Below are 26759 nucleotides of genomic sequence, written 5' to 3' on the forward strand. Positions count from 1 at the left end.
CCCAGCGGCTGCGACCCGAGAAGGAGCCACCGATGGCAGATATCAAAGTAATTGAAGGTGATTTTACCCAGTGCACCGGGCGCTACGCGCTGGTGGTTGGTCGATTTAACGGTTTTGTGGTGGAAAGTCTGGTAGATGGTGCCATCGATACCCTGCGTCGTCACGGTATCGCGGACAGCGATATTACAATCGTGCGTGTGCCCGGAGCCTATGAAATGCCTCTGGCAGTGAAGCGCGTTGCAGAAACCGGTGGCTATGATGCCATTATTGCCCTGGGCGCGGTTATTCGTGGCGGAACTCCGCATTTTGAATACGTGGCGGGTGAAGCGTCCAGCGGTATTGGCGCGGTGAGCCTGGAAACCGATGTGCCGGTGACGTTTGGTGTACTGACTGTGGATTCCATTGAACAGGCCATTGAGCGCTCCGGCACCAAAGCCGGTAACAAAGGTGCTGAGGCAGCTATCACGGCGCTTGAAATGGTCAGCCTGTTCAATAAGCTGGGTGAGTAATGAGCGACATTGAAGGTACGACACCAGGCCCGGCGTCATCCGGTCAGCCAAAAGCTGGCGATCGTCGCCGTGCCCGGATTCTGGCAATGCAGGGACTTTACCAGCGCCACTTTGCCAAGAGCCCCATTTCCGATATCGAAGCCGAGTTCATGGTCGACAACGACATGACCAAGGTGGATACCCTGTATTTCCGTGATGTTTTACGCGGTGTCCACCGTGAGCAGGCAGAACTGGACAAACTGATCGAGCCTTTTCTTGATCGCCCGCTGAACGAAGTGGACCCGGTAGAGCTGGCGATCGTGCGCCTGGGTGCCTATGAGTTGCGCCATCGCCTTGATGTGCCCTATAAAGTGGTCATTAATGAAGGCATTGAGCTGGCCAAGCGGTTTGGTGGCACCGAAGGGCATAAGTTCGTGAACAGTGTGCTGGACAAGCTGGGCCGCCGTTTGCGCCTTGCCGAGACCCGTCCGCGTTGATCAATGGGTGAATTCGAGCTGATCCGGCAGTATTTTTTGCCGTTAGCCCGTGTGCGCGGTTCCCACTCGCTGGTGCTGGGGCCGGGCGACGACTGTGCCGTGCAGAGAATTCCGCCTGGTTCTGATCTGGTTTTTTCCATCGATACGCTGGTTGAAGGCGTACATTTCCCTCCCGGCTACCGCCCGGATTTCCTGGGCTGGCGCGCGCTGGCAGTTGCGGCCAGCGATCTTGCGGCCATGGGTGCCACCCCTTCCTGTTTTACGCTGGCGTTGACGCTGCCTGCGGCCCGCGAGCCCTGGTTGCGTGATTTTGCACAGGGGCTGGGTAAGGCCGCCGAATCCTTTGGCCTTGTACTAGCCGGAGGTGATACCACCCGGGGCCCTCTGGCGCTGAGCATACAGGTGCATGGCCTGGTGGAGCAGGGCGCCGCTCTCTGCCGCTCCGGAGCCCGCATTGGTGATCTGGTTGTGGTTTCCGGTACCCTGGGTGATGCCGGCGCAGCCCTGGACTATCTTGATGCCGGCAACCCGACGGCAGACGAGAAGTTTGTGCTGGAGCGTTACCACCACCCCCGGCCAAGGCTGAAACTGGGGGTCGCCCTGAGAGGCCTTGCCACGGCTGCGATTGATGTGTCTGATGGATTGCTTGCCGATCTTGGTCATATTCTTGAAGCGTCGGCAGTGGGTGCAAACATCGACCGTGCCAGGGTGCCCGTGTCGCCGGCGCTTGCTCGCCTGAAAGGGGAATCGGCGCTGGATTACGCATTGCATTGCGGCGACGATTATGAACTCTGTGCCGCCCTCCCGGAAGCAGGCTGGGCGGCTGCGCCGCCGTCATTAAAAGCTCAACTCACTGTTATAGGCGTGATCGAGGCAGAACCCGGTTTGCGTGTTGACGGCATCGCTGTATCGTCAGGCTCAGGTGCTGAGGGTTTTGACCATTTCAGGAGAGCAACATGAGCGCGGAAGACCAGTGGCCAGAACCGGATTTACCCCAGGCCCTGCTGCCGCCGGGGTTTCTTAAAAACCCCGTGCACCTGCTGGCTTTCGGTTTTGGCAGCGGCGTAGCGCCACGTGCGCCTGGTACCTGGGGGAGCCTTGTGGCGATTCCCCTGTGGTATGGTTTTGCATGGTTGCCGCCGGTAGCATACTGGCTGGTGGTGGTTCTGGCGTTTGTGGTGGGCATCTGGCTTTGTGGAAAAACAGCCACAGACCTGAAAGTGCACGACCATGGCGGTATCGTCTGGGATGAGTTTGTGGGAATGTGGATTGCCCTGGGGCTCTTCCCGGATCAGATTTACGGTGTTCTGCTGGCATTTCTGGTTTTCAGGTTTTTCGATGTGCTCAAACCCTGGCCCATCAATTGGCTGGACGAACGCTTGCCCGGGGGGCTTGGAATCATGGTGGATGATGTGGTTGCAGGCATAATGGCACTGGCGTGCCTTTTCGCTATTGATGTCTGGCTGATGCCCTACATTATCTAGAAGCAGTTTTCGACGGAGGGGCAGTGAGGTTAATACGAGAGCCGCAGCTAATCAGTGTACCTGATGCTCTTCCGGAAGCATTTTTACAACGTGCAGGAAGCGCTTCAGGCCGATTTCAGCTCGTTCCCGGGAGGCAAAGGGGCCGCTGTCAAAACCTTCGCGGGTTGTGAAGTACCATTTGCTCCCAACACAAAAAAAGCGACTGCTGCGAAAGGGGATGCGCCCTTCTTCTCCTGATCTGACCTGGGTGTTCATGGCCGGCTCCCGTGCCCGCTTGCTGTTTCGTCATTCCGGGGCTGTGTGGTTGATAAGAGTTTGTTTAAAATTAATACAATTTCCGGCGAATTCAACATTTTTTGACAATTATGTGATGGCTCTTGCAGGCCTTCCCGGTATCGCAAAGGAGAAAACATGAATAACTGCACTATCTTGAACACCGCCAGATTTGACGTGAGCGACTCACGCCGGAGTTTCCGGACCATCCGGGTTTTTCTTGCCGCAGCGGCCATGCTGATTCTTGCGGGCTGCTCGTCAGCGCTTACCCGGCTGGAAACCTGGGAAGGAACACCCGCCCGGGCCGCCGATGCGGCAACCCTGAAAGCCCCGGGCGCTATTCAGGTGAGCCAGGTGAACGGTCGCAAAATGACCAACTACCTGATGGATGACCTGGCACTGGACTATGCCCTGTTGCCTGGTGAAAACGAGGTGGTATTCACTTACAAGACCATATGGGCCAAATCCGGTGTGGTGAGAAACGGTGAGTCCAAGGTGCATGTGATTGAAAGCGATCCGCAGGTGGTGCGCTTTGAGGCGAGTCCCAACGAAACCTACAGGTTTGAGTTCGAGAAGCCGGAATCCCGTCGCCAGGCAGAGCAAATGCTGCCGGAATTTTCGGCGGCCATTGTTGCCGCCGATGGTCAGGCGCTGGCCCGCTCAACCAAATGGTCAGCCAGCGAAAAACGCACAGAAGGGCTCTCCTTGACCGAGCGCCAGGCTCCCGATGATGCAGTCAGTATCGATCAGGACGGAAGCTCGTTGGAGCGCCTGAAAGCTGTCTGGGCCACCGCTACCGAGGAAGAGAAAAAGGCGTTTTTGCGCTGGGCTTTTGAGTGAGCAGGTTGTTGTCCGGTTGCAGTGTCAGCGTTTCAGGCGAGTCGTCAGCTTTTTCAGTGCCTTCTCTAGCGTGTTGCCAAGCAGGTTTACAGCATCGTCCAGCAGTGTCTGGTTCCGGGTTTCCGTGAGCAGTGCGTGCACTTCTTCCGGGTCCAGCGTGCCTGCGGCATTCTCAATTGCCTCGAGGCTGTCCAGAACATGGCCCCGGATAGATTCGCATTCGGGCACTGTGTCCGGGCACACGGTGAAATTGAGGGTCAGGCTGCCCTGATAGCTGACAACAACAATAGCCAGCCCCATGCTGTCGAACAGAGGGGCGGCGTTGTATTGCTGTACGAGTTTCGCGCCCCTCAGATAGAGCGGCACCTGGGGGCCAGGCACGTTGGTGATGGGCAGGTTGAACACGGGTTGAAAACGCTGGGCAATCTGCAGTTCTGAATACAGCCTCGCAGACAGCATCAGCATGGTTGTTGGCAAAAGCTCGGTGAGCCGGTCTGCGGCAATGGCTTCGCGATAGGGTTCGGACGCCACGGCATTCCAGTGAATCCGGCGTATGCGTCTGGCCGGGTTATGCTCGTTGGTGGCAAGGTCCAGAAGCATGGCCGACATCTGGTTGCCGGTGGTTCTGCGCAGCGTGTTTGAGCGCACCGAGATGGGGGCCATGGCGATCAGGGACTGGTCGGTGTCCATGCCCTGCCCGTCAAGGTAACTTCGCAGCGTTTCCGCGCAAAGCCCCAGCACCACATCATTCAGAGTAACATCCCCCAAAGACGCCTTGATTGCTTTAAGGCGGGATAATTCAACCCGCGCCGATATGATCCGGCGGTTGGCGGTAATTTGCCGGTTAAACGGGCACTGGGGTGCAGAAAACAAAGGGAATGGCAGGGGGAGTTTGCGTAACTGTTTCTGAACAAGGCCACGGGCGGTTGCTTCCGCTGCACCCGCGATCAATGAGGTGATTTGCCAGGGGGTTCGTAATATGTTCGCCCCGGCCTGGATCATTACCCGCTCCTCGGAGGGTTCGGGGCGCGGATGCCAGGGGCGCGGCGCACTTATGGCCTGCGGCATCGGGGTATATTCCATCAATTTGCCGATAATTTCCTCACCACTGAATGCGTCAATGGCGGCATGATGCAGCTTCACAATCAGTGCAAGGCCAGCCTTGCCTTCTTGTTCCTCCCCCAGTTGAAACCCGTCCACGAAGGTTATGTGCCAAAGTGGTCGATCCCGCCTCAGCGGTTGTTCCAGAATCCGTTCGGCAAGGGTCATCAGGCTGTCTTCGCGGCTGTTGGTGCCCAGGCTGACATAGGCCAGGTGGCGTTCAATGCTGAAATCCGGATCATCAATCCAGTAGGGCCGCCCCAGGCGCAGGGGAATTTCTTTGAGGCGCTGGCGGAAAACCGGCACCACGTGAAGGCGGCTCCGCAGGTAGGCAATGAAGGTGGTGAATGCCAGTGGCGCTTCCTGTTCACTGGCGTCAAAAAGATAGATGCTGCCGCTATGCATTGGCGCATTTGCAGATTCCAGATACAGGAAAGAGGCGTCCAGTTCCGATAGCTGCCGCATCAAGGGGCTCCGCTCGTTGTCAGGGTTTGTCTCAGTATAAACGAACCGGCGGCTTTTTCTGTTGACTTATCTGCCTGCCGGGCCGCCGCGGCCGGGCCATTATTGCCCTCTGATGTTCAGGGGGAAAGATCATCCAGCCAGTTTGTTATTGCCGGGTCGTCAACCAGTCTTTGCCAGAACCACATCAAAGCCTTGCCTTTATCTTCCGCGTGTCTTGCCGCCTGAAGCACAACGGGCTGCCTGGGCTCCTGCACCTGTTTTTCCACGAGTTTGCCAGCGGCGAGAAGGGTCTTTATTCGTGATCTCGGCAACCATCCTACGCCAATGCCCGCCTGTTGCATTGCGATTTTGTGGCCAATGCTGGCGCCGGTGACTGTGCTCTGGCGATGAAATATGCCGGCATGCCCGGCAGGTAACGACCGTGAGGTATCCGCCGCGACAGCAGCGGGAAAGCGGCAGATAGCTTCCTCGCTCAGGGGTTCGTCCACATCCGCAAGTGGATGGTCGGGCGACACGGCAAAAACAAAGGACATCTGGCCGAGGATATGGCTGGTGAAATTTCCTGCCGGTTTGCTGATGTCGTCGGCACCCACAATCAGGTCCACTCTGCGGCTTTGCAGGGCGTCCCAGGTTCCGGCAAACACTTCTTCGGTTATCTGTACGTCTACGGGGATGCCCAGATTGTAGAAGTCTTTGATGGCAGGGAACAGGCATTCGGCCGGCAACAGTGAGTTGAGCCCGATGCGCAACCGGGTCTCCCAGCCCTGCGCCACCTGACGGGTTGAATGCGCGAGATTTTCCGCCGCCTCAAGCAGGGTTCGGCCTTCTTCGAGCAGGTAGCGGCCGGCCGGGGTGAGTACGGCACGGTGCCCGCTCCGGTCAAAGAGGGTTACGTTCAGGTCTTCTTCGAGTTTCTGCACGGTGTAACTGATGGCGGAGGGTACCCGGAATAGCTGGCTTGCGGCGCCAGCAAAGGTGCCTTTACGATCGATGGCATCAAGGACTCTGAGGGCATCTATGGTGATGGCTGTGTGCATGTTCGAATTATCTGAGGTAGTTGGCCAGAATTGCTTGTTTGAGAGTGTAGCAGTATAGCCGCTATCCTATTTTATATGTGGAGTTCGCGGCTGCCCGGCAGCCGCCCGATACTATGTGCCGGCCTTCTTAAAGCCTGGCATGGCAATTCGAAAAAATTGAGGTTTATGCGTTATGGGACTTCTCGTTGATGGAAAATGGCAGGACAAGTGGTACGACACCAGTAAAACCGGTGGCAAATTCGAGCGTGAAGCGGCGCGGTTCCGCAACTGGGTAACCGCGGATGGTTCGCCGGGGCCGGCAGGCGAAGGCGGCTTCGCCGCAGAGTCGGGGCGCTACCATTTGTATGTGTCGATGGCCTGCCCCTGGGCTCACCGTACATTGATTTTTCGCAAACTGAAGGGGCTTGAGGATCATATATCCGTGTCGGTTGTGCATCCGGACATGGTGGAGAACGGCTGGGAGTTCCGCCCTGGTGAGGAAACGCACAGGGATGATTTGTACGATTATCGCTTTATGCACCAAGTATACACCAAGGCGGCGCCAGGCTACTCGGGGCGGGTGACGGTGCCGGTGCTGTGGGACAAGCACCGGCAGACCATTGCCAGCAATGAGTCGGCAGACATTATCCGCATGTTCAACTCGGCGTTTGATGGCCTCGAAGGCGTGAACTCTGATCTGGATTTTTATCCGGAGGCGCTGCGGGCAGAGATTGATGCGGTGAATGAGCGTGTGTACGACACAGTCAACAACGGCGTTTACAAGGCAGGTTTTGCGACGGCTCAGGATCAGTATGAAAAGGCCTATTCCGAGTTGTTCGATTCGCTGGACTGGCTGGAGGCCAGGCTTTCAGGGCAGCGTTATTTGACCGGAAGCGCCATTACAGAAGCGGACTGGCGGTTGTTCACGACACTGGTCCGGTTTGATGCGGTTTACTACAGTCACTTCAAGTGCAATCGCCAGCGCATCAGTGATTTTCCGGCGCTTTCAGGTTATCTGAGGGAGCTGTATCAGGTGCCTGGTGTGGCCGGTACCGTGGATATTGGCCAGATCAAGCGTCACTATTATGTGAGCCAGCGTACCATTAACCCCACCCAGATTGTGCCGGTGGGGCCGCAATTGGATTTCACCGCTCCCCACGGTCGCGATCGTCTTAGCTGACCCGTGCCACGGCTACCTGGGTCAGTAGCTCCAGGGCGTCTTTATGGGCTGAGTCGGGGAGGGCGCTCAGGGTGTCAGAAGCCTTGGCAGCTTCGGCCCTGGCCCTTTTCATGGTGTATTCCAGGGCGCCGGAGCTTTCAACAAGCCTGAGTATCTGAGGCAGGTTATCCAGGCCCGCTTTGCGGATGGCCTGGCGGATGAGCTGGCGGTCTTCCTCGGTGCTTTGGGCCATGGCGTGAATCAGGGGCAGGGTGGTTTTGCCCTCTGCCAGGTCGTCGCCCACATTTTTGCCCATGGCTTCGGCGTCGCCCCGGTAATCGAGAACATCGTCCACCAGCTGGAACGCCAGCCCCAGGTGCTTGCCATAGTCCTTTAGCGCCTGTTCCTGGGCGTTGTCTGCGTTAGCAAGCAAGGCGCCGGTGTGCGAGGCCGCTTCGAACAGCATGGCCGTTTTATTGTGTATCACGGTCATGTACTGTTCTTCGGTGAGATCCGGGTTTTTCACGTTCATCAGCTGCATGACTTCGCCCTGAGCGATTACCGCAGTGGCACGAGACAGAACCTCCATAATGGGGAGGCTTTTCAGCTCGACCATCATCTCGAATGCGCGGGCGTAGAGGAAATCACCTACCAGTACGCTTGGGGCGTTCCCCCAGTTGGCGTTCGCTGTGCTCCGGCCCCGGCGCATATCCGATGTGTCCACCACGTCATCATGGAGCAGGGTGGCGGTATGCAGGAATTCAATGACAGCGGCGAGCTTGAGATGTTCGTCTTTCGTATAGCCGGCAGCCCGGCTGGAAAGCAGAACCAGTAAAGGCCTCAGGCGCTTGCCACCACTTTCAATGATGTACTGGGCTATTTTTTCTACCAGAGGAACGTCCGAAGAAAGCCGCTGGATGATCAGGTCATTAACGCGGCGGAAGTCGTCTGCCACGGTGTCGTAAATGCGCTGGGCTGTCATGCGGCTAATGGATCCCTTGCTGGTATTGTTGCTGGTGACGTGGTTGTTATCTGTTGTCTGGCTTGCTGTTGATGCAGGCAGGTTGCGGCAATGCTAGGTATTGCGGCGGTTAGTGTCAACTTGGCTTGTATTGCGAGGCGCCTTTTCGTACAATCACGCGCCCAACTCATCCCAACCTGCGCTCCCTGCTATAGGGTTGCCGAAGCGCTTCCCTTAGAACCAGGTGGATAAGAGCAGGGATGGGTCAATCGCGGAGACTATGAATGTACGCAGTTATTGTTAGCGGTGGTAAACAGCACCGTGTTAAGGAAGGCGAAACGCTGAAGCTGGAAAAGCTGGAAGTGGAGACTGGCGGCAACGTCGAGTTTGACCGCGTTCTGCTGATCGCTGATGGCGACAATTTCAAGGTTGGTGCGCCGGTTGTTGATGGTGCGAAAGTGACTGCCGAGGTGGTTAGCCACGGTCGTCATGACAAGATCAATATCATCAAGTTCCGTCGTCGTAAGCACTCAATGAAGCGTCAGGGCCACCGCCAGTGGTTTACTGAGGTCAAGATCACGGGTATTCAGGGCTAAGTTCCCGGAATAGACCCCATAACAGGAGGCTTGTCATGGCTCACAAAAAAGCAGCAGGTAGTACCCGTAACGGTCGCGATTCCGAGTCGAAACGGCTTGGTGTCAAGCGCTATGGTGGCGAAGCAGTATCTGCAGGCAGCATCATTGTTCGTCAGCGCGGAACCCGTTTCCACGCCGGCACCAATGTTGGTCTGGGTAGGGACCACACACTGTTTGCGAAAGCAGACGGTCAGGTCAAGTTCGAAACCAAAGGCCCGCAGAACCGCAAGTTTGTCAGCATCGTTCCGGCTGCGTAAGCAGCGGCGAGCCGGTTCTGTCAAGCATTGGGTTGACCTGATATCCTGCTGGTAGATGCAGGGTTGAGAGCAGCCCGGAGCCCCGCATAGCTTCCCAGAGGCTGCGGGGCTTTTTAGTTTATGCGCCATGCGCAAAGGGTTTAATCATGAAGTTCGTAGACGAAGCCACCATCATCGTGGAAGCCGGTAAAGGCGGCCACGGCTGCCTGAGTTTCCGGCGTGAAAAATACGTTCCCAAAGGCGGCCCCGATGGTGGTGATGGCGGTGATGGCGGCTCCGTGTACCTTGAGGCTGACGATTCCCTCAACACGCTGATCGATTACCGCTTTCAGCGTAAACACAAGGCACAGAACGGCGAGCCGGGTTCCGGCCGCAACTGTACCGGTACCAAGGGTGAAGACCGGGTGTTGCCCGTGCCTGTGGGTACCACGGTCGTGGATATGGATACCCATGAGGTGCTTGGCGACCTGACCCGCGCCGGCCAGCGCCTGAAAGTGGCCCAGGGGGGCTTTCACGGCCTGGGTAATACCCGGTTCAAGTCCTCGGTGAACAGGGCGCCGCGCCAGACAACCAAGGGTTCCGAGGGTGAGTTGCGGAATTTGCGCCTGGAACTGAAGGTGCTGGCGGATGTCGGGCTTCTGGGCCTGCCCAATGCCGGCAAGTCCACCTTTATACGTTCGGTATCTGCAGCAACGCCCAAGGTTGCGGACTATCCCTTTACCACGCTGGTGCCCAATCTGGGTGTGGTGAGTGTGCAGGCGCACCAGAGCTTTGTCATCGCCGACATTCCCGGGTTGATTGAGGGGGCGGCGGAAGGCGCAGGCCTGGGTATTCGTTTTCTGAAACATCTGGTGCGTACCCGTTTATTACTGCACCTGGTGGATGTTGCGCCCTACGATGGTTCGTCACCGGTCGATGCGGTGAAGGTGATTGTTCGCGAGCTGGAAAAGTTCAGTGAGACCCTGGCGGGACGTGAGCGCTGGCTGGTGCTGAACAAGGTCGACATGGTGCCGGAAGAGGATCGTGAGGCGCATTGTCAGGCCATTGTCGATGAGCTTGGTTGGCAGGGGCCGGTATTCCGCATCTCCGCGCTAACCGGCGAAGGCACCAAACCGCTGACCCAGGCAGTGATGCGCTGGATAGAAGAACGGGCTGAGGAAGAAGCGGAAAATCCGGAGATTGCCGAGCGGGAAGCCGCCATACGCCGGCAGATGGATGAAGAAGCCAGGGCGGGCATAGAGGAAGAAAAGCTGGCCCGCCGGGCCGCCCGCGAACAGGATGATGATGACTTTGACGACGACGATTACGACGTTGAGGTTGTTTACGCGCCGGACTGAATCCCGGCCTTTGAACACCCGAGCTAACCCTTTTTTGTATCTGTAAGAGACCAAACCGGAAACATGACCGAACGCGCCCAACTGCGCCGGGCTCGCCGCCTGGTTGTCAAAATCGGAAGTGCCTTGCTGACCAATGATGGCCGCGGCCTGGATGTGCCGGCATTGGCATTGTGGGTAGACCAGATGGCCGCGCTGGTAAAGCAGGGCGTGGAACTGGTGGTGGTTTCTTCCGGCTCGGTTGCAGAAGGGATGAGCCGTTTGGGCTGGACCCGGCGGCCGGAGCAGTTGCATGAGTTGCAGGCCGCCGCTGCCGTGGGGCAGATGGGTCTGGTTCAAACCTGGGAGGCGCAGTTCAAGCGCCACGGAATTCACACCGCCCAGATATTGCTGACTCACGATGATCTGTCTGATCGCAAACGTTATCTGAACGGTCGCAGCACACTCAGGGCTTTGCTGGATTTTGGTGTTGTGCCTATCGTGAATGAGAACGATACGGTGGTTACTGACGAGATCCGTTTTGGTGATAACGACACTCTGGGTGCTCTTGTAACCAACGTGGTTGAGGCAGACGGCCTGATTATTCTCACGGATCAGCTTGGATTGTTTGATAAAGACCCGCGCAAGAACCCGGATGCCACCCTGGTAACAGAGCGGTTTGCGGGTGACAGTGAGCTGAATGCCATGGCAGGCGGCAGCGCCGGCGCGCTTGGGCGTGGTGGCATGCAAACCAAAGTGCGCGCTGCGCGGCTGGCAGCAAGGTCCGGTGCCTTTACGGTGATTGCAGGTGGGCGCATTGAAGATGTGCTTACCCGCCTGCGCCAGGGTGAGGTTGTCGGAACGCTTTTGTTGCCGGAACAGGGTCGTATAGCGGCGCGTAAGCAGTGGCTGGCCAGCCATCTGCAAACCCGTGGCAGGCTGACGCTGGACGATGGCGCGGTAAAGGTGCTTCGCCAGGGTGGCCGCAGCCTTCTTCCTGTTGGCGTCAAGGGAGTTGCAGGGCAGTTCCGGCGTGGTGAAATGGTGTCCTGTGTGGGGCAGGATGGTGTTGAGGTTGCCCGTGGCCTGGTGAATTATGACGCGGACGAGGCCCGGGCCATAGCGGGCCGCTCAAGTAACAGTATCACCGATGTTCTGGGCTATATCTCTGATGAGGAGATGATTCACCGGGACAACATGGTCATCATCTGAATCTGGCAATTACCGGAATAAAGTTCTGGCAGAATCAAAAAAACCGGCGTTTAAGCCGGTTTTTTTGATTCGCAATGAGGGTCGTTTAGCGCGGGGCGCTATTACGCACTCTTCAGCGCCTTGATTTTGGTGCTCATGCGGCTCTTCAGGCGAGCAACCTTGTTCTTGGCAAAAATGCCCTTGTTGACCATGCTGTCCATGATCGGCTGGGCTTCTTTAAAGGCAGCCTGGGCTTCTTCGTAGTTGCCGGCGTCGATTTTTGCCTGAACTCTTTTCATGTAGGTACGAGTCATGGAACGCAGGCTGGCATTGTGCTTGCGGTTCTTCTCGTTCTGACGTGCGCGCTTTTTGGCTTGCGGGGTATTTGCCACCGTAAAACTCCTGAAGTACTTAAATTCGTTACTGAATGATTCGTACGGAAGGCTCTGGGCAAAATACCATCCAGAGGCTCCCTGAAATCGCGGGCGCGCAAAATCAAGCGCGTCGAAATAAATGACGCGGAACTATGCCGCCCAAACCCGCAAATGTCAATACCAAACCTCCGTCAGACTCCAATCAGGCTCGGGCCGCGGCGAGGGTCCTGGTGTGGTTCCTGGTGTGGATAGTGCCCCGCTGCAAAAGGCCTGTGTTAAACTCGCGGCTCGCCGAAAAAGTGCACAGTCCGGATACGAGCCCGCATGTCATCGCAACCTGCAATACCACCTGAAAAAAAACCGCCTGCCAAAGCGCCCGGGTTGCTGCGGTCTTCCGGTTTGGTGGGTGTTATGACCATGCTGTCCCGGATTCTGGGGTTGGTCCGGGATATGGTTATTGCGCGTTACTTCGGCGCCGGCGCCGGAGCGGATGCGTTTTTTGTGGCATTCAAGATTCCCAATTTCCTGCGCCGGCTGTTTGCCGAAGGTGCCTTCTCCCAGGCATTCGTTCCTGTTCTTTCATCCTATCGCGAGAACCAGAGTGCCTCCGATGTGAAGCGCCTGGTGGATGCGGTTGCCGGCTCCCTCGGCCTGGTCCTGCTGGGTATCACCTTGGTGGCGCTGCTGGGCGCACCCATACTGACGGCTGTCTTTGCCCCCGGTTTTCTGGATGACGACGTCAAGTTTGCGTTAACCAGCGATATGCTGCGCATCACCTTTCCCTACCTGTTGATGATCTCCCTGACCGCCTTTGCCGGTGGCATTCTCAACAGTTATGACCGTTTTGCAGTGCCTGCCTTTACGCCGGTGCTGCTGAACCTGGCGATGATCGGTGCCGCCGTCTATCTCACGCCCCTGATGAGCCAGCCGGTTATGGCCCTGGCCTGGGGAGTGTTCATTGCCGGTGCCCTGCAACTGTTCTTTCAGTTGCCGTTCCTGATGCGTCTGGGGCTTATGCCCCGGCCCCGGGTTGATTATCGGCATGAAGGCGTCAGCCGTATTCTCAAGCTCATGGTGCCGGCCCTGTTTGGTGTCTCGGTGAGCCAGATCAATTTGCTGCTGGATACGGTTCTGGCCTCGTTCCTGCAAACCGGCAGCGTGTCCTGGCTGTATTATTCGGACCGCCTTTCAGAATTGCCTCTGGGGGTGTTCGGCATCGCCATCGCAACAGTGATCCTGCCCAGCCTTTCTCGCAAACATGCGGCTGCCTCCAGCGACCAGTTTGCGGCTACACTGGACTGGGCCGTTCGTGCCGTACTCCTGATCGGTGTGCCCGCGGCGCTGGCGCTGGCGCTGCTTGCGGAACCACTGATCGCAACCCTGTTCCATTATGGCGAGGTCACCGACACGGATGTGGTTATGTCGGCCAGGAGCTTGCGGGCCTATTCCGCAGGTTTGCTGGCGTTTATGGTGATCAAGGTGCTCGCGCCGGGCTTTTTTGCACGCCAGGATACCCGCACGCCGGTGAAAATCGGCATCATTGCCATGGTTGCCAATATGATTTTCAATCTGGCGCTCATTCTGCCCCTGGCCCATGCCGGCCTGGCGCTGGCAACGTCACTGTCAGCCTGGCTCAATGCCGCATTGCTCTGGCGCGGTCTCAGGCGGCAGGGCGCCTGGCAAAGCCAGCCCGGCTGGGGCAAGTACCTGGCACAGATTGGTGTGGCGAACGCCGCTATGGTTGCGGTTATTCTCTGGCTGAATTATCCCGTAATGCGCTGGCTGTCGGCGGATGGCATCGAGCGCTCCCTGTATATGGGCGTTATGGTGGTGGCAAGCGCCGGTGCCTACTTCCTGGTTCTGGCTCTGGCCGGGGTGCGGGTAAGACATTTTCGCCAAAGGTAAGGTATAATCGCGCGTTTTCTCACCAGCGTCTTGCACAGTGATCCGGCGCTGAAAGCCAACTGGCAAATGAAGGTTCGCATTGCATGCGTCTTATCCGGAGCCTGACCAACCTGAAAATGCTCTCCAGGCAGGAGAATTCACCGCTTGCAGATGGCTGCGTTGCCACCATTGGCAACTTCGATGGTGTTCATCTGGGCCATCAGACCATTATTGACCAGGTAAAAAACAAGGCCCGGGCGTTGAATCTGCCCTCGGTTGTGATGATTTTCGAGCCCCAGCCAAGGGAGTTTTTTCAGGGGCTGGACGCGCCCCCCCGGCTTATGGGGTTCCGGCAAAAGTTTGAAGCTCTTCTGGACGCCGGTATCGATATCGTGCTGTGCCTCAGGTTCAACGGGACTTTTCGCAGTTATTCGGGCATGGGTTTTATCAATGATGTGCTCATCGACGGGCTCGCGGTGCGCCATCTGGTGGTTGGAGATGACTTCCGCTTCGGGTGCGATCGTGCCGGCGATTTCGCGTTGCTGGAAAAAGTGGGCAAAACCGCCGGCTTTTCCGTGGAGAATACCCGCACAGTCACCGTTGCCGGCGAGCGCGTAAGCAGTACCCGGATACGAAATCTGCTGCTGGAAAACCAGCTGGAAAAGGCGGAAGCCCTGCTGGGGCACCCTTACGGCATACGTGGCCGGGTGGTTTATGGCCGGCAGTTGGGCCGGCGTATCGGATCACCCACGGCTAACGTGCTGTTGCGCCAGATGCCTGCCTTGCGCGGTGTTTATGTGGTGAGCGTTACGCTTGAAAACGGAACCCGGCAGGACGGCATTGCCAACATCGGCCTGCGCCCGACAGTTGATGGTAAGCAGCCGGCGCTGGAAGTGCACCTGTTTGACTTTACTGGCACACTCTACGGCCAGCGTATAGACGTTGTTTTCCGCCACGGACTGCGGGATGAGGAAAAATTTGAATCCGTTGACGCGCTAAAAGCGCAGATTGCCAAAGACTTCGACGCCGCAAGAGCGTGGCTGGCCGAACACCCGTTACCCGTTAAAGAGCAGCGCTGATCCGGATTGACTGACGAAGCTGACCAACAAACTGACCTGAAGAGTACGCACACAAACCATGAGCGACTATAAGCATACCCTGAATCTGCCGGAAACCGCCTTCCCCATGCGCGGTAACCTGGCCAAGCGCGAGCCCGAGATGCTCAAGCGCTGGCAGGATCTGAACGTATACGCCAACCTGCGCCAGCAGCGCGAAGGGCGCGAAAAGTTCATCCTTCACGATGGCCCTCCCTACGCCAACGGCAGCATTCACATTGGTCATGCGGTCAACAAGATTCTGAAAGACATGATCGTGAAATCCCGCGGCTTCATGGGCTATGACGCGCCCTACGTGCCGGGCTGGGATTGCCACGGCCTGCCGATTGAACACAAGGTGGAACAGAAGATCGGCAAAGCCGGCGTAAAAGTGGACTACAAAACTTTCCGCCAGGCGTGCCGCGATTATGCAACCGAGCAGATTGCCGGCCAGAAAGCCGACTTTATCCGCCTCGGCGTGATGGGGGAGTGGGACAAGCCCTACCTCACCATGGACCCGAAAGTGGAAGCAGGCATTGTGCGGGCACTGGGGAAAATCATTGCCAAGGGTCATCTGGTAAGGGGTTACAAGCCGGTTTACTGGAGTGTGGTGGGTCAGTCCGCACTGGCAGAAGCGGAAGTGGAGTACCAGGACAAAACCTCAACACAGATTGATGTGCGCTTCACCGCCGTGGATCAGACCAGGGCGTTGTCGCTGTTTGGTACCGACAAGGGCCAGGGCGACGTTTCCGTGATTATCTGGACCACCACACCCTGGACCATCCCGGCCAACCAGGCGGTATCGCTTAATGCCGATCTGGACTATGCACTGGTGCAGGTTGACGCCGGTAACGGCCCGGAACGGATGATTCTGGCTTCGGCCATGGTGGACGGCATCATGGCGCGCTGGGACATTGAAGATTATGAAGTGCTGGGACACTGCCGGGGCTCGGATCTTGAACACCTGCTCCTGCATCACCCCATCTACGACAAGCAGGTGCCGGCCATTCTGGGCGACCACGTTTCCATTGAAGCCGGTACCGGTGCCGTTCACACGGCGCCCGATCACGGTATGGAAGACTTTGTGGTGGGTAAAGAGTACGGCATTGGCACACTGAACCTGGTGCAGGCCGACGGCACCTATACCAGTGCCGCCGGTGAGTTTGCAGGCATTCATGTTTACAAGGCCGACGAGCCGGTATGCGAGGCCCTTGAGCGCGAAGGCAAACTGGTGCGCAAGGAAAAATTCCGCCACAGCTTCCCCCATTGCTGGCGCACTAAAACGCCGCTGATCTATCGCGCCACTCCTCAGTGGTTCATCAGCATGGACAAGGAAAACCTTCGTGCAGACGCGCTGGAAGCCATCAAGGGCGTGCGCTGGGTGCCTGCCTGGGGCCAGAGCCGCATTGAAGGTATGTTTCAGCAGTCTCCGGACTGGTGTGTGTCACGCCAGCGCACCTGGGGTGTGCCGATTACCCTGTTCATCCATAAGGAAACCCAGGAACTGCACCCGGATACCCAGAACCTGATCGAGACAGTCGCCCAGGCTATCGAAACCGGCGGCATTGATGCCTGGTATGACATGGATACCCGGGAATTGCTCGGCACGGATGCGGACCACTATGAAAAAGTTCTGGATACCCTGGATGTGTGGTTCGACTCCGGTGTGACCCACGAATCGGTTCTGCGCGTACGCCCGGAGTTGGGCCAGTTCCCGGCGGATATGTACCTGGAAGGTTCCGATCAGCACCGCGGCTGGTTCCAGTCCTCACTGAAAACCTCCATTGCCATGAACGGTGTGGCGCCCTATAAGCAGGTACTGACCCACGGCTTCACCGTGGATGGCAAGGGCCTGAAAATGTCCAAGTCCCTGGGCAACGTGATTGCACCCCAGGAGGTTATGAACGAACTGGGTGCTGACATTCTCCGTTTGTGGGTTTCAGCGACGGATTACAGCGGAGAAATGACGGTTTCCAAGGACATCCTGAGGCAAACGGCTGACGGCTATCGTCGCATCCGGAACACCTCACGCTTTTTGCTGAGTAACCTCACAGGCTTTGATCCGAAGCAGCATATGGTTGCTCCGGAAGATATGATTGCCCTGGACCGCTGGATGGTGGACCGGGCCTTGCAGTTGCAGAACGAGCTGCATGAGGACTACGGAAACTATGCCTTCCTGCGGATCTATCAGAAGGTGTACAACTTCTGTGAAGCGACACTGGGCGGCTTTTACCTGGATATCATCAAGGATCGCCAATACACCACCCAGGCCGACAGCCTGGCGCGCCGCTCCTGCCAGACGGCGCTCTATCATGTCGCCGAAGCGCTGGTACGCTGGATTGCACCGATCCTGAGCTTCACGGCCGATGAGATCTGGCAGCACCTGCCGGGAGAGCGCGGTGATACCGTATTCTACGAAACCTGGTACCAGGGCCTCACAGCATTGCCTGAAAATGCCAAACTCGGTCGCGACTACTGGCGCCGGATTTCCGGGGTAAAGGAAGCCGTCAACAAGTGTATGGAAGAAGCCCGTGCCCGCGGTGAAATCAAAGGCTCCCTGAGCGCGGAAGTTACGCTGTACTGCGAAGGCGATCTGGCCGCGGACCTGGAGTTTCTTGGAGAAGAGCTGCGTTTTGTGCTGATTACCTCCGAAGCTACTGTAAGGCCGGTATCGGAAGCCGGCAGCGCTGAAGTGACCAGCTACGAAGGCCTGCGCGTTAAGGTAACTCCGGCAGCCCACGCAAAATGTGAACGCTGCTGGCACCACCGGGAAGATGTGGGTACTGATCCCGAGCATAAGGATTTGTGTGGCCGCTGTATCATCAACGTGGAAGGGCCGGGCGAAACCCGCTCGTTTGCCTGATGGATGCGGCAATGGCGAGTGAAAAGGCAACCGGAACCAAACTCAAGTGGCTGTGGCTGGCAGCGCTGGTGGTTGTGCTTGATCTCGGCACCAAGGCCATGGCTACGGCCATGCTGACCTATGGCAGCCCGGTGCCGGTTGTGCCCATGTTCAACCTGACGCTGCTGCATAATACGGGGGCGGCGTTCAGTTTTCTCGCCGGTGCCGCTGGCTGGCAGCGCTGGTTTTTCGTGACCCTGGCGCTGGTGGTCAGTGTGGTTCTGGTTGGCTGGCTGAGAAACCTGCAGCGCCATGAAACCTGGACCGCCATTGCCATCGTACTGATCCTGGGTGGTGCCCTTGGCAACGTATACGACCGGGTTGTGCATGGTTATGTTGTCGATTTCCTGCACTTTTACTGGCAGGACTGGCACTTTCCCGCATTTAATCTGGCCGATACCGCGATTACCATAGGGGCTACCATGATGATTCTTGATATGTTTCGCAAACCTGCTGACAGTGGCAAGCCTGCGAACGGGAGTGAATAAAGCCCATGAAAGAACTGCCTGTAGACAAGGGCACACGAGTAACTTTGCACTTTGCCCTGAAGTTCGAGAGCGGTGAAGTGATTGATACCACTTTTGATAAAGATGCCGCAACGCTGGAAATCGGCGATGAAAACCTGCCTGAAAACTTCGAGGCCTATCTCCTGGGCATGAAGGCCGGCGACAAGGCCAGTTATCAGGTACCGCCGGAAAAAGGCTTTGGCCAGCGCAACCCGAACAACGTTCAAACCTTCAAACGGCACGAATTCAGTGCAGATATGGTGCTGGAGCCGGGGGTGATGATCTCCTTTGCGGATGCACGCCAGCAGGAACTGCCTGGTGTGGTCAGCCGCGTGGAAGGGGACGAGGTGGAGGTAGACTTCAATCACCCGCTCTCCGGGCGTACACTGGTGTTTGACGTGGAAATTATTGACGTAGAACCGGCAGGGCAGACGCACTGACTATGCAAATCAGACTGGCAAACCCCCGTGGCTTTTGTGCGGGTGTAGACCGCGCCATCGAAATTGTAAATCGCGCTCTGGATGTTTTCGGCGCGCCCATTTACGTGCGCCACGAGGTGGTGCACAACAAGTTCGTGGTCGACAACCTCCGCGACCGCGGCGCCATTTTTGTGGACGAACTGGATGAAGTGCCAGATGACAAGCTGGTGATATTCAGTGCCCACGGCGTATCCCAGGCAGTTCAGAACGAAGCGACCCGCCGCGGCCTCAAAGTGTTCGACGCTACCTGCCCGCTGGTCACCAAAGTGCACATGGAAGTGATGCGCTACAGTCGCGATGGCCGCGAGTGCGTGCTCATCGGCCACCACGGCCACCCGGAAGTGGAAGGCACCATGGGCCAGTACGATCACAGTACCGGCGGCGACATCTACCTGGTCGAAAATGAAGAAGACGTCTCACGTCTGGAAGTAAAAGACCCCGCGCATATCTCCTACGTTACCCAGACCACACTCTCCATGGACGACACCGCCCGTGTAATTGATGCATTGCGTGAACGCTTCCCGCTGATTGAAGGCCCCCGCAAAGACGATATCTGCTACGCCACCCAGAACCGCCAGGATGCAGTAAAACAACTGGCCGGAGACTGCGACCTGATGCTGGTTGTGGGCTCCCCCAACAGCTCCAACTCCAACCGCCTGCGCGAGCTGGCAGAGCGCATGGGCACACCCGCCTACCTGATCGACGAAGCCTCCCAGATTGACCCGCAATGGCTGGAAGGCAAAGAGTCCGTTGGTGTAACCGCGGGCGCCTCCGCCCCGGAAGTGCTGGTTAATGATGTGATCGCCCGCCTGCGGGACCTTGGGGGTAGCGTGCCTGAAGAGATTGCCGGGCGTGAGGAGAACATTGTGTTTTCCATGCCTAAGGAATTGCGGATTGATGCTGTTGAGGTTTCCTGACGCTCGAATTGGTCACTGCAATCCGACGACGCGCTTTCGAAAATGCTTGGTTTGTGACTTACTTCACGTTTGCAGCTTCTCTATACCGTTTATCCCCCCCGAGCGCCCGCTCGTCATGCTGCAATAGCATGATTGTGACAGTCTTATTATCCTCTGATTAAAAGAACAGGATGGCTAGCTTATGTCTGGCAGATTCAGAAACGGTTTTACATTAATAGAGCTGCTTGTGCTCATCGCAATTCTGGGGGTTGTTGCCGCCGTTGCAGTGCCGAGCTTTTCCCGAATTGTAGAGAGCAATCAGCTAACCACCACTAACAATGATTTTGTTGGCGCACTGAATATGGCGCGTTCTGAGGCTGTGCGCTCTGGAACCCCTCGCTCGCTTGTTCCGATTACCACGTTTACGGACGGGTATCAAATTACCTCCGATGATGGAACCGTAATCAATGAGTTTGAGGGGGCTTCCGGGCAGTACACAATCACTCTCATCAGTGGCGCTAACCCGAGATTTGGCGCAACGGGTATGCTGCTGAGCGGTGCATCTGAATTTAATGTCTGCAGTGCGACCGGTGAGGATGGGACTCAGATATCGATAACAGCTGGTGGCCAGATCCGATCTACTCGGTTCACTTGTCCATAGAGAGGTCGTTTTGATGATTAACCCCCTTTTATCAGGAAAATCTCAGCATGGATTCACCATGATTGAGGTTCTTATTGCTGTGCTGGTTCTGGCGATTGGTCTTCTTGGCGTCGCAGGTGTCCAATTGGTTTCAATGCAACAAACGGTTAATTCAAATCTCCGCTCCGAAGCCACCATATATGCACAGTCCGTTGCTGAGCGTTTGAGATCCAATGGAGGCGTTACTCTCACAGCAAGTCAGATCTCTGCGTTGAAAAAACAGATGGAGGCAGACCTTGGATCTGGTGCTGACCTTAAAGTGACAATGAATGGCAGTTCTACTATTGCGGAAGTAGAGATTACCTGGACAGAGCGGGATCCCTTTGCGGCAAACAATGGTCAGGCTACCCAAACTCTTACGCTGGATGCGAGGTTGTAAATGAAGTGGTTCTCCTCTTTTTCGTCCAGCCCCCCCGGAACTCAGAAAGGCTTGTCTCTAATTGAGCTGATGATTGCGCTTTTGCTCGGTTCTTTATTAACGATTGGTCTGGTTCAGGTGTTCACCTCCAATAGCCAGTCGTTTCGGCAGAACGAATCTTCTGCTCGTGCGCTGGAGTCTGGCAGAATCGCCACGGACATACTCTCCCGGGCGATACGTAATGCCGGTTTTTTTGGCTGTTATCCGATCAATAGCGTTACGAACAATCTTGATAGCACTGATGGTGAATACGAAGCAGTGCTTCATGGATTTAATACGCTGGGCATATCGGCAACTGATACCGGCACCTACAGTGAGCGGCCAGCTTCGGCTATTGCTGGCACCGATTTCATTAATGTGACTGGAGTTAGACGGCCTGGTGCGATTGTGAAATTGAATCAGGATATAGAAAACACCAGTGATATCGAGCTAACTGCCATTGGTGGGCTTTCGGAAAGAGAGCTCGTCTATATATCAAATTGTGAACAAGGTGATATTTTTGAGATCACCAAGTTAACTGCTGCCACCAAAAAAATAGAGGCAGATGACAGCAAAGGAAGCAATGGCGCGCCAGGTAACGATTTGAGCTCGAACGCTCCACCGGCTTGCAATTTACCGGGCTCCTGTCTAAGCGCTGACTATAGGCAAGGCACAGAGATTTTTCAACCATACAGTGAGGCCTACTTCATCGGAAATGCCACTGGTGGAGGACGTTCTCTGTTTATGAGGCAAGCAGATGGTTCAGAAATTGAGCTCGTTGCGGGCGTAGAAGATATGAGGGTGCGGTTTGGTGAAGGTACCGTTACTACCGGCGTCCAGAACTGGCGGGCACCATCGGCTGTTACCAACTGGAATAACGTGCTTGCCGCGGAAGTGAGCATCCTTATTGCCGCACCTAATACCAACGCGATGGACAGTGCCCAGACGTATTGTTTCCCTGGCTGGGAAGACTGTGTCGCGGATGCTAGCAAACTGACAACGGCGACCGACCGGAGAATGTATCGTGTTTACACGTTCACCAACGCCCTTAGAAATCCTTTTTAGCAGAGTGGTATGAAAATGCAGACAATAAATACACAGAAAGGTGTGGCATTGTTGCTGTCTCTTGTGATCCTGCTGGTACTGACCCTTCTGGCAATCTCCGGGATGCAGGGCAGTATTATGCAGGAGCGTATGTCTACTGCGCAGAGAGATGGCCTGTTTGCGCTGGAGATTGCAGAAACTGCCATGCGTGAAGCAGAAGCCACTCTGGATGGGCTTACTGATCTGTCCGACTTTGGGTCAACAACCGGGTTTTATGATGGCACTGTTGCCAGCACAACGGTGCCATCACCTTTTGATTCGGCCACATGGGATGTGGACGGTTCCGGGAGTCCAAAAAACGCGATCAAAGGAACAACCGTAAACGGTGTAGACCCGCAGTTCATGTTTGAATACAAAGGCAAAGTGACCGTGGATTCCCAGGGTCAGCTGCCTCGAGATTTTAGCCAGTACGGTAGTGCCGGCCCCGCAGAGTTCGATTATGCACGCATTCTTGTAAGGACAGCCGGGCCTTCTGGCTCGAGTATGCGCTTACTAGAAGGTTTCTACGTATTCCAGCCCGGTGGGTTCGGAGGAGGCAATCAATGAAGGCGTTTAACTTGAAAGTCATGATTTCAGCGGCTTTGCTGGTTCTTCCCACCGCGGGTTACTCGGCAAGGCCGGATTTTGCGCAGGAGCCATTGTTTATCGGGAGCGCCGTTGCGCCTAACCTGATGTTTATACTGGACGACTCGGGCTCTATGGGTTGGGAATACATGCCGGATGAGATAAGCGGTTACAATGGGATACAGTCAAGTCAGGGAGATCCTTATTATCAAGAAGGTAAGGATGCTTATTATCCGTTTTATTATTCTTCAAGGGTTAACAAGATTTGGTATAACCCTAGTTATACTTATGATCCACCTCTGAAAGCAGATGGTACCGGTTCCTTCCCGGACTCCTCGTACACGTCCGCCCCCATGAATGGGTATGACAGCAGTAGTAGTACTCGCGATCTTAGAACGAAGTTTTCTATTCGGGATTATAACGTGGAAGGCGGGGGATTCTATTGGGAATTTAACAGTTCGGCATCCTGCGATGTGAATCCCACCCTAAATAGCTGTTACACCTATGTTTCGGTTAACAATCTGTCTGCAAGCGAGCAGACCAACTTTGCGAATTGGTATTCTTACTACAACACCCGTGTAAAGGCTGCCAGAGCAGGTATCAGCGAGGCGTTCTACAATTTACCCACAAGTTTTCGTCTCGGCTGGGGTCGGATTAACTACGGCTCCCATACGGTTGATGGAGCCTCGGGCATTCGCGCAGTTGAGGAAGGTGTAAGGGAGTATACGTCTGATAGAAGGGAAGATTTCCTGGATTGGCTCTACGCCGCACCATCCAATGGTGGCACGCCTCTGCGTAGAGCTTTGGAGGGTGCTGGAAAATACTACGAAAAGAGTAAACGTGCCTGGGCTGATGATCCTGGCAAATCTGTAAGTGACACCAACCCAGTCAGGGAGTGCCGGCTTGCCTACACAATCCTGATGTCCGACGGTTACTATAATGGTAGTGATCCGTCTGACTCCACTATTTATCAGTCAGACGACAAAGATGGTACGGAAATAACTAATAATCGCGGTTACTCGTTCAAGTACGCTGCGAGTGATCCTTTCAAGGATGGGCGAGGTTCATACACACTTGCAGACGTCGCTATGCATTATTGGAAAAGGGACCTGAGATCTGACATAACCAACTATGTGCCAACCTCCGAGAAAAACCCAGCGTTCTGGCAACATATGTCAACCTATACTGTGGGTCTTGGTGTTCAGGGCTCTGTTGATCCCGTCGCTGCGTTCAATGCCATCAAAGCTGGAACCTACATTGACTGGTGGGGCGGTACTTCAAATGAAAATAAAGTCAATGACATGCTCCATGCGGCAGTTAACGGAAGAGGCGGTTTCTTCAGTGCGTCAGACCCGGAAGAATTTGCAAAAGAGCTTGCGGGTACAGTGGGGGATATTGTTGCAGAAGCGGGCTCATCTACCGCAGTTGAGTTCGACGTATCATCCTTTCAGCAGGGTGCGCTGATATTCTCGACCCAGTTTGATCCTAACGGTTGGACAGGTGACCTGAAGGCCGCAAAGTTGGGCGGCACGGACAGCCCGGTAGTACCTAACTTCAGTGATGCAATCAAAAATGGTGATGGTTGGTCTGCACGCACAATTTTGGATAACCGTGATCTATCGAATGATGACCGTGTCATCATCACCTATGGCAATGGTGCCAAAGGTTTTCGCTGGACCAATTTATCTTCAGCGCAGAAAGATGATCTTCGGTATGGCAGTGTAGGCGATACAGTAGCCGAGCAAAGGCTAAACTATTTGAGAGGCGACACATCTTTGGACGGAACCACAGGATGGCGCAAGCGTGGTAGCCGCCTGGGCTCAATTGTTAATTCGTCGCCCGAGTTTGTCGGTGAGCCGCGGGCAATCTGGCCAGATACAGCGCCTTTCGGCTCCGCGACAAAACGCTTTTCTGATTTTGCCAGTAGCAAAAAAAGCCGTACACCGGTTGTTTATACTGGATCAAACGACGGCATGCTCCACGGCTTCAAAGGGACCGTGAACGGCGGTAATGAGGTTCTCGCTTATGTGCCGGGATTTGTTTATAACTCCTCAGCCAGCAATGCCGGGCTTCATTTTCTGACAGACCCGACGTATCAGCACAGGTACTATGTGGATCTGGAAATTCGCCAACAGGATATTTTTACCAAAGGCAAAAATGCCAACGGGACGCTGACTTCAAATGAGGACTGGCGAAGCATTATAGTGGGCGGCGGTCGCGCAGGAGCGAAAGGTATCTTTGCTCTGGATATCACCGATCCTTCGCAGTTTACTGAAGCAAACGCAGAAAAAATCGTGCTTTGGGAGTTTTCGGGCTCGGACAACGCACACATGGGCTATGTGACCCAGGCACCGATTATTGCAATGACAAAATGGGGCACAGAGACACGCTGGACCGCCTTTGTTTCCAATGGGTATAACTCGGATACTGCCAGTACAGGGTTTTTCATGCTGGATATCGAGGGTGGAATGGATGGTACCTGGGATGCAGCAGACGTTCGTTATGTTGAGTTCGAGTCTGGCGGTGCCGGCCTTTCTCCACTAGCCGCACTGGATACCACAGGAGATTACCTGGTAGACCGGGTATACGCAGGGGATCTGGACGGCAATCTTTGGGCAGCAAAGTTGACCAGTTCCGGCACATGGACCACAGCTTATGGAACAACTAGCTCCCCACAACCCCTTTTCACGACTAAAGCAAATCAGGCGATTACCGCTGCGCCAGTTGCAGCGGCTAACAAGACGATGCCTCGCGCCGGTAATCTACCGAACCTGATGGTATATTTTGGTACCGGTAAATACCTTGAGGCCAGTGATGTTACATCCGATGAATCACAATCTGTTTATGGTGTCTGGGATAGAGGAACTTCTGGGCTTTCTCGTAGTAATCTGGAGTCGCGCAGTATCACTGAGGGAAGTTTGACTCTCCCTGATACTACAACCGCCAAAGTTCGCTATTCGACTGGTAACAAAATGGATTATACAACAGCCAAGGGCTGGTATGTTGATCTACCGACGGACGGAGAAAGAGCCGTGCTCAGTGCACAGGTTCGTGGAGAGTTTCTCTATCTGAATACCATGATTCCAGACCAGAACCCCTGTCTGGGTGGTGGCACTGGTTGGTTGATGGCGTTAGGCCTGGATGGTCTGACACCTGAGAAAAGGGCCTTCCTCAAATTTGGAGCCAAAGTCGCTGGCTACCAGAGTAGTGGCCTTCCGAATCAGTCAACTTTTTTGGGTAATTTCCGCTTCACACCTGGCAGCGACAACAAGGATCCGACTGATGTTGTTGAGGTACCACCTCTTAGTGGAGCGGTTGTCAACGCTGGACGCCGCGGTTGGAATGAGTTGATCAATGAGTAACGTTGAGTGCAACGACACTGGCCACACAAAGGGGAACAAACGCATGAAGATGTTGCTTTCTATTACTGCGATTGTGCTGCTTGGAGCGTGGAGCTTTGGCTCCACGGCCCAGGAGCAGACCGGTAGAGCCTCTCGGAATTTTATAGAACTAGGTGGTGAAGTAAGCGAGAGGGGCGCAGTGCTTGATGCACTTTATCCGGAAGAAATGCGATTAGTGATTGATGATAATGAATATTTTCTTGGGGGGGCGGTGACTGTTAATGGCCAAGTGATTTCAGCCAGTAGCGCGATGGCGGTTCTCCGGGAGGGCCAGCGCCTTCTGAATGTTGTTTCTGAACGCGATGGTGATACTGGTCGTTTGGTACTGTACGGAGTCGATACGCTTTGAATACTAAACTACGATCCGACAACAACCGCCGAGAGGCGGGGTTTACCTTAATAGAACTTATGATTGTCGTTGCGATTATTGGTATTATTGCTGCGATTGCATACCCATCGTATCAGGATAATGTCAGAAAGACTCGACGGGCAACGGCGCAAGCTGACTTGATGGAGCTCGCCCAGTGGATGGAAAGGCAATATGCGGGTGATTTTTCTTACCTTGAAGGTGGGAACCAGCCAACGCTGCCTTTTACTCAGTCTCCTCGCAACGGAACTGCTTTTTACAATTTCAGTTTTAATGGCACCGTGACGGCAAATGCCTTCACAGTGCAGGCAGTTCCAGCAGGCGATCAGGCCAACGATGGCTGTGGCACATTAAGATTGACCCAGGCTGGCGTTAAAACATCAACGTCTGGATCGAATTGCTGGTAGAAAT

28 protein-coding genes are annotated in these 26759 nt (G+C 55.5%); 23 read left to right on the top strand and 5 right to left on the bottom strand.

Going from position 1 to position 26759, the window contains the following annotated elements:
- Nucleotides 1–32 precede the first annotated feature (32 nt).
- Genes ribH through CDH48_RS13875 form a run of 4 tightly spaced genes read left to right on the top strand, consistent with a single transcriptional unit; the run spans nucleotide 33 to nucleotide 2469 of the window.
- Nucleotides 33–509 (top strand): 6,7-dimethyl-8-ribityllumazine synthase, encoded by a 477-nt coding sequence (gene ribH, locus CDH48_RS13860; RefSeq protein WP_100689338.1) that lies wholly within the window; start codon nucleotides 33–35, stop codon nucleotides 507–509.
- Nucleotides 509–985, top strand: a complete 477-nt coding sequence (gene nusB, locus CDH48_RS13865; protein WP_100689339.1) for a transcription antitermination factor NusB — start codon at nucleotides 509–511, stop codon at nucleotides 983–985. Before ribH ends, nusB begins: the two co-directional genes overlap by 1 nt.
- Before the next feature lie 3 nt (nucleotides 986–988).
- Nucleotides 989–1945 (top strand): thiamine-phosphate kinase, encoded by a 957-nt coding sequence (gene thiL, locus CDH48_RS13870; protein ID WP_100689340.1) that lies wholly within the window; start codon nucleotides 989–991, stop codon nucleotides 1943–1945.
- The gene (locus CDH48_RS13875; RefSeq protein ID WP_100689341.1) at nucleotides 1942–2469 is read left to right on the top strand and encodes a phosphatidylglycerophosphatase A family protein; all 528 of its coding nucleotides are present in this window, start codon (nucleotides 1942–1944) and stop codon (nucleotides 2467–2469) included. Before thiL ends, CDH48_RS13875 begins: the two co-directional genes overlap by 4 nt.
- Before the next feature lie 51 nt (nucleotides 2470–2520).
- Here CDH48_RS13875 and CDH48_RS13880 read toward each other — a convergent pair whose 3' ends face one another.
- Nucleotides 2521–2724, bottom strand: coding sequence for a DUF6316 family protein (locus tag CDH48_RS13880; RefSeq protein WP_100689342.1), 204 nt, complete (start codon nucleotides 2722–2724; stop codon nucleotides 2521–2523).
- A gap of 156 nt (nucleotides 2725–2880) precedes the next feature.
- Between CDH48_RS13880 and CDH48_RS13885 the strand changes: the two genes are divergently transcribed.
- Nucleotides 2881–3582: a DUF2057 family protein gene (locus CDH48_RS13885; protein ID WP_100689343.1), complete on the top strand. Its 702-nt coding sequence runs from the start codon at nucleotides 2881–2883 to the stop codon at nucleotides 3580–3582.
- 24 nt (nucleotides 3583–3606) lie between these two features.
- Here CDH48_RS13885 and CDH48_RS13890 read toward each other — a convergent pair whose 3' ends face one another.
- Nucleotides 3607–5148, bottom strand: coding sequence for a WS/DGAT/MGAT family O-acyltransferase (locus CDH48_RS13890; protein WP_100689344.1), 1542 nt, complete (start codon nucleotides 5146–5148; stop codon nucleotides 3607–3609).
- A 116-nt stretch (nucleotides 5149–5264) separates the two neighbouring features.
- A complete protein-coding gene (locus tag CDH48_RS13895; RefSeq protein WP_100689345.1) occupies nucleotides 5265–6185 on the bottom strand; it encodes a LysR family transcriptional regulator in 921 nt (306 codons plus the stop codon).
- A gap of 172 nt (nucleotides 6186–6357) precedes the next feature.
- Here CDH48_RS13895 and CDH48_RS13900 point away from each other — a divergent pair, with 172 nt between their 5' ends.
- A complete protein-coding gene (locus CDH48_RS13900; RefSeq protein WP_100689346.1) occupies nucleotides 6358–7344 on the top strand; it encodes a glutathione S-transferase family protein in 987 nt (328 codons plus the stop codon).
- Here the strand turns inward: CDH48_RS13900 and ispB are convergent.
- Nucleotides 7337–8305: an octaprenyl diphosphate synthase gene (ispB, locus tag CDH48_RS13905; protein WP_100689347.1), complete on the bottom strand. Its 969-nt coding sequence runs from the start codon at nucleotides 8303–8305 to the stop codon at nucleotides 7337–7339. The genes CDH48_RS13900 and ispB overlap by 8 nt on opposite strands.
- 263 nt (nucleotides 8306–8568) lie before the next feature.
- Between ispB and rplU the strand changes: the two genes are divergently transcribed.
- The 4 genes from rplU (at nucleotide 8569) to proB (ending at nucleotide 11701) form a co-directional block, all read left to right on the top strand.
- Complete coding sequence (gene rplU / locus CDH48_RS13910; RefSeq protein ID WP_096784044.1) at nucleotides 8569–8880, top strand: 50S ribosomal protein L21; 312 nt, start codon at nucleotides 8569–8571, stop codon at nucleotides 8878–8880.
- Between the two features lie 35 nt (nucleotides 8881–8915).
- Nucleotides 8916–9176 carry a 50S ribosomal protein L27 gene (gene rpmA, locus CDH48_RS13915; RefSeq protein ID WP_100689348.1) on the top strand — a complete coding sequence of 87 codons (261 nt, stop codon included), beginning with the start codon at nucleotides 8916–8918 and terminating at the stop codon, nucleotides 9174–9176.
- A 146-nt stretch (nucleotides 9177–9322) separates the two neighbouring features.
- On the top strand, nucleotides 9323–10513 hold the full coding sequence (gene cgtA / locus CDH48_RS13920; RefSeq protein WP_100689349.1) for an Obg family GTPase CgtA: 1191 nt from the start codon (nucleotides 9323–9325) through the stop codon (nucleotides 10511–10513).
- Between the two features lie 63 nt (nucleotides 10514–10576).
- A complete protein-coding gene (gene proB, locus CDH48_RS13925; RefSeq protein WP_100689350.1) occupies nucleotides 10577–11701 on the top strand; it encodes a glutamate 5-kinase in 1125 nt (374 codons plus the stop codon).
- 101 nt (nucleotides 11702–11802) lie between these two features.
- Here proB and rpsT read toward each other — a convergent pair whose 3' ends face one another.
- On the bottom strand, nucleotides 11803–12072 hold the full coding sequence (gene rpsT / locus CDH48_RS13930; RefSeq protein WP_100689351.1) for a 30S ribosomal protein S20: 270 nt from the start codon (nucleotides 12070–12072) through the stop codon (nucleotides 11803–11805).
- Between the two features lie 306 nt (nucleotides 12073–12378).
- Here rpsT and murJ point away from each other — a divergent pair, with 306 nt between their 5' ends.
- The 13 genes from murJ (at nucleotide 12379) to CDH48_RS13995 (ending at nucleotide 26755) form a co-directional block, all read left to right on the top strand.
- Nucleotides 12379–13959 carry a murein biosynthesis integral membrane protein MurJ gene (murJ, locus tag CDH48_RS13935; protein ID WP_100689352.1) on the top strand — a complete coding sequence of 527 codons (1581 nt, stop codon included), beginning with the start codon at nucleotides 12379–12381 and terminating at the stop codon, nucleotides 13957–13959.
- 83 nt (nucleotides 13960–14042) lie between these two features.
- Nucleotides 14043–15017, top strand: a complete 975-nt coding sequence (gene ribF, locus CDH48_RS13940) for a bifunctional riboflavin kinase/FAD synthetase (RefSeq protein WP_100689353.1) — start codon at nucleotides 14043–14045, stop codon at nucleotides 15015–15017.
- Nucleotides 15018–15075: 58 nt separating this feature from the next.
- On the top strand, nucleotides 15076–17895 hold the full coding sequence (gene ileS, locus CDH48_RS13945; RefSeq protein WP_100689354.1) for an isoleucine--tRNA ligase: 2820 nt from the start codon (nucleotides 15076–15078) through the stop codon (nucleotides 17893–17895).
- Complete coding sequence (gene lspA, locus CDH48_RS13950; protein WP_100689355.1) at nucleotides 17895–18422, top strand: signal peptidase II; 528 nt, start codon at nucleotides 17895–17897, stop codon at nucleotides 18420–18422. Before ileS ends, lspA begins: the two co-directional genes overlap by 1 nt.
- Before the next feature lie 5 nt (nucleotides 18423–18427).
- Nucleotides 18428–18880, top strand: a complete 453-nt coding sequence (locus CDH48_RS13955) for an FKBP-type peptidyl-prolyl cis-trans isomerase (protein ID WP_100689356.1) — start codon at nucleotides 18428–18430, stop codon at nucleotides 18878–18880.
- Between the two features lie 2 nt (nucleotides 18881–18882).
- A complete protein-coding gene (gene ispH / locus CDH48_RS13960) occupies nucleotides 18883–19836 on the top strand; it encodes a 4-hydroxy-3-methylbut-2-enyl diphosphate reductase (RefSeq protein WP_100689357.1) in 954 nt (317 codons plus the stop codon).
- A 181-nt stretch (nucleotides 19837–20017) separates the two neighbouring features.
- The gene (locus CDH48_RS13965) at nucleotides 20018–20476 is read left to right on the top strand and encodes a prepilin-type N-terminal cleavage/methylation domain-containing protein (RefSeq protein WP_100689379.1); all 459 of its coding nucleotides are present in this window, start codon (nucleotides 20018–20020) and stop codon (nucleotides 20474–20476) included.
- A gap of 13 nt (nucleotides 20477–20489) precedes the next feature.
- The gene (pilV, locus tag CDH48_RS13970; protein WP_100689358.1) at nucleotides 20490–20894 is read left to right on the top strand and encodes a type IV pilus modification protein PilV; all 405 of its coding nucleotides are present in this window, start codon (nucleotides 20490–20492) and stop codon (nucleotides 20892–20894) included.
- Nucleotides 20895–21977 (top strand): PilW family protein, encoded by a 1083-nt coding sequence (locus tag CDH48_RS13975; protein WP_100689359.1) that lies wholly within the window; start codon nucleotides 20895–20897, stop codon nucleotides 21975–21977. It abuts the gene before it with no gap.
- Between the two features lie 9 nt (nucleotides 21978–21986).
- Nucleotides 21987–22562: a pilus assembly PilX family protein gene (locus CDH48_RS13980; RefSeq protein WP_100689360.1), complete on the top strand. Its 576-nt coding sequence runs from the start codon at nucleotides 21987–21989 to the stop codon at nucleotides 22560–22562.
- Complete coding sequence (locus tag CDH48_RS13985; protein WP_100689361.1) at nucleotides 22559–25942, top strand: pilus assembly protein; 3384 nt, start codon at nucleotides 22559–22561, stop codon at nucleotides 25940–25942. Before CDH48_RS13980 ends, CDH48_RS13985 begins: the two co-directional genes overlap by 4 nt.
- A gap of 43 nt (nucleotides 25943–25985) precedes the next feature.
- Nucleotides 25986–26330 (top strand): hypothetical protein, encoded by a 345-nt coding sequence (locus CDH48_RS13990; RefSeq protein WP_157807834.1) that lies wholly within the window; start codon nucleotides 25986–25988, stop codon nucleotides 26328–26330.
- On the top strand, nucleotides 26327–26755 hold the full coding sequence (locus CDH48_RS13995) for a type IV pilin protein (RefSeq protein WP_188437759.1): 429 nt from the start codon (nucleotides 26327–26329) through the stop codon (nucleotides 26753–26755). The genes CDH48_RS13990 and CDH48_RS13995 overlap by 4 nt, the downstream gene beginning before the upstream one ends.
- Nucleotides 26756–26759: the final 4 nt, after the last annotated feature.

The organism is Marinobacter aromaticivorans (assembly GCF_002806975.1).
Lineage (GTDB): Bacteria > Pseudomonadota > Gammaproteobacteria > Pseudomonadales > Oleiphilaceae > Marinobacter > Marinobacter aromaticivorans.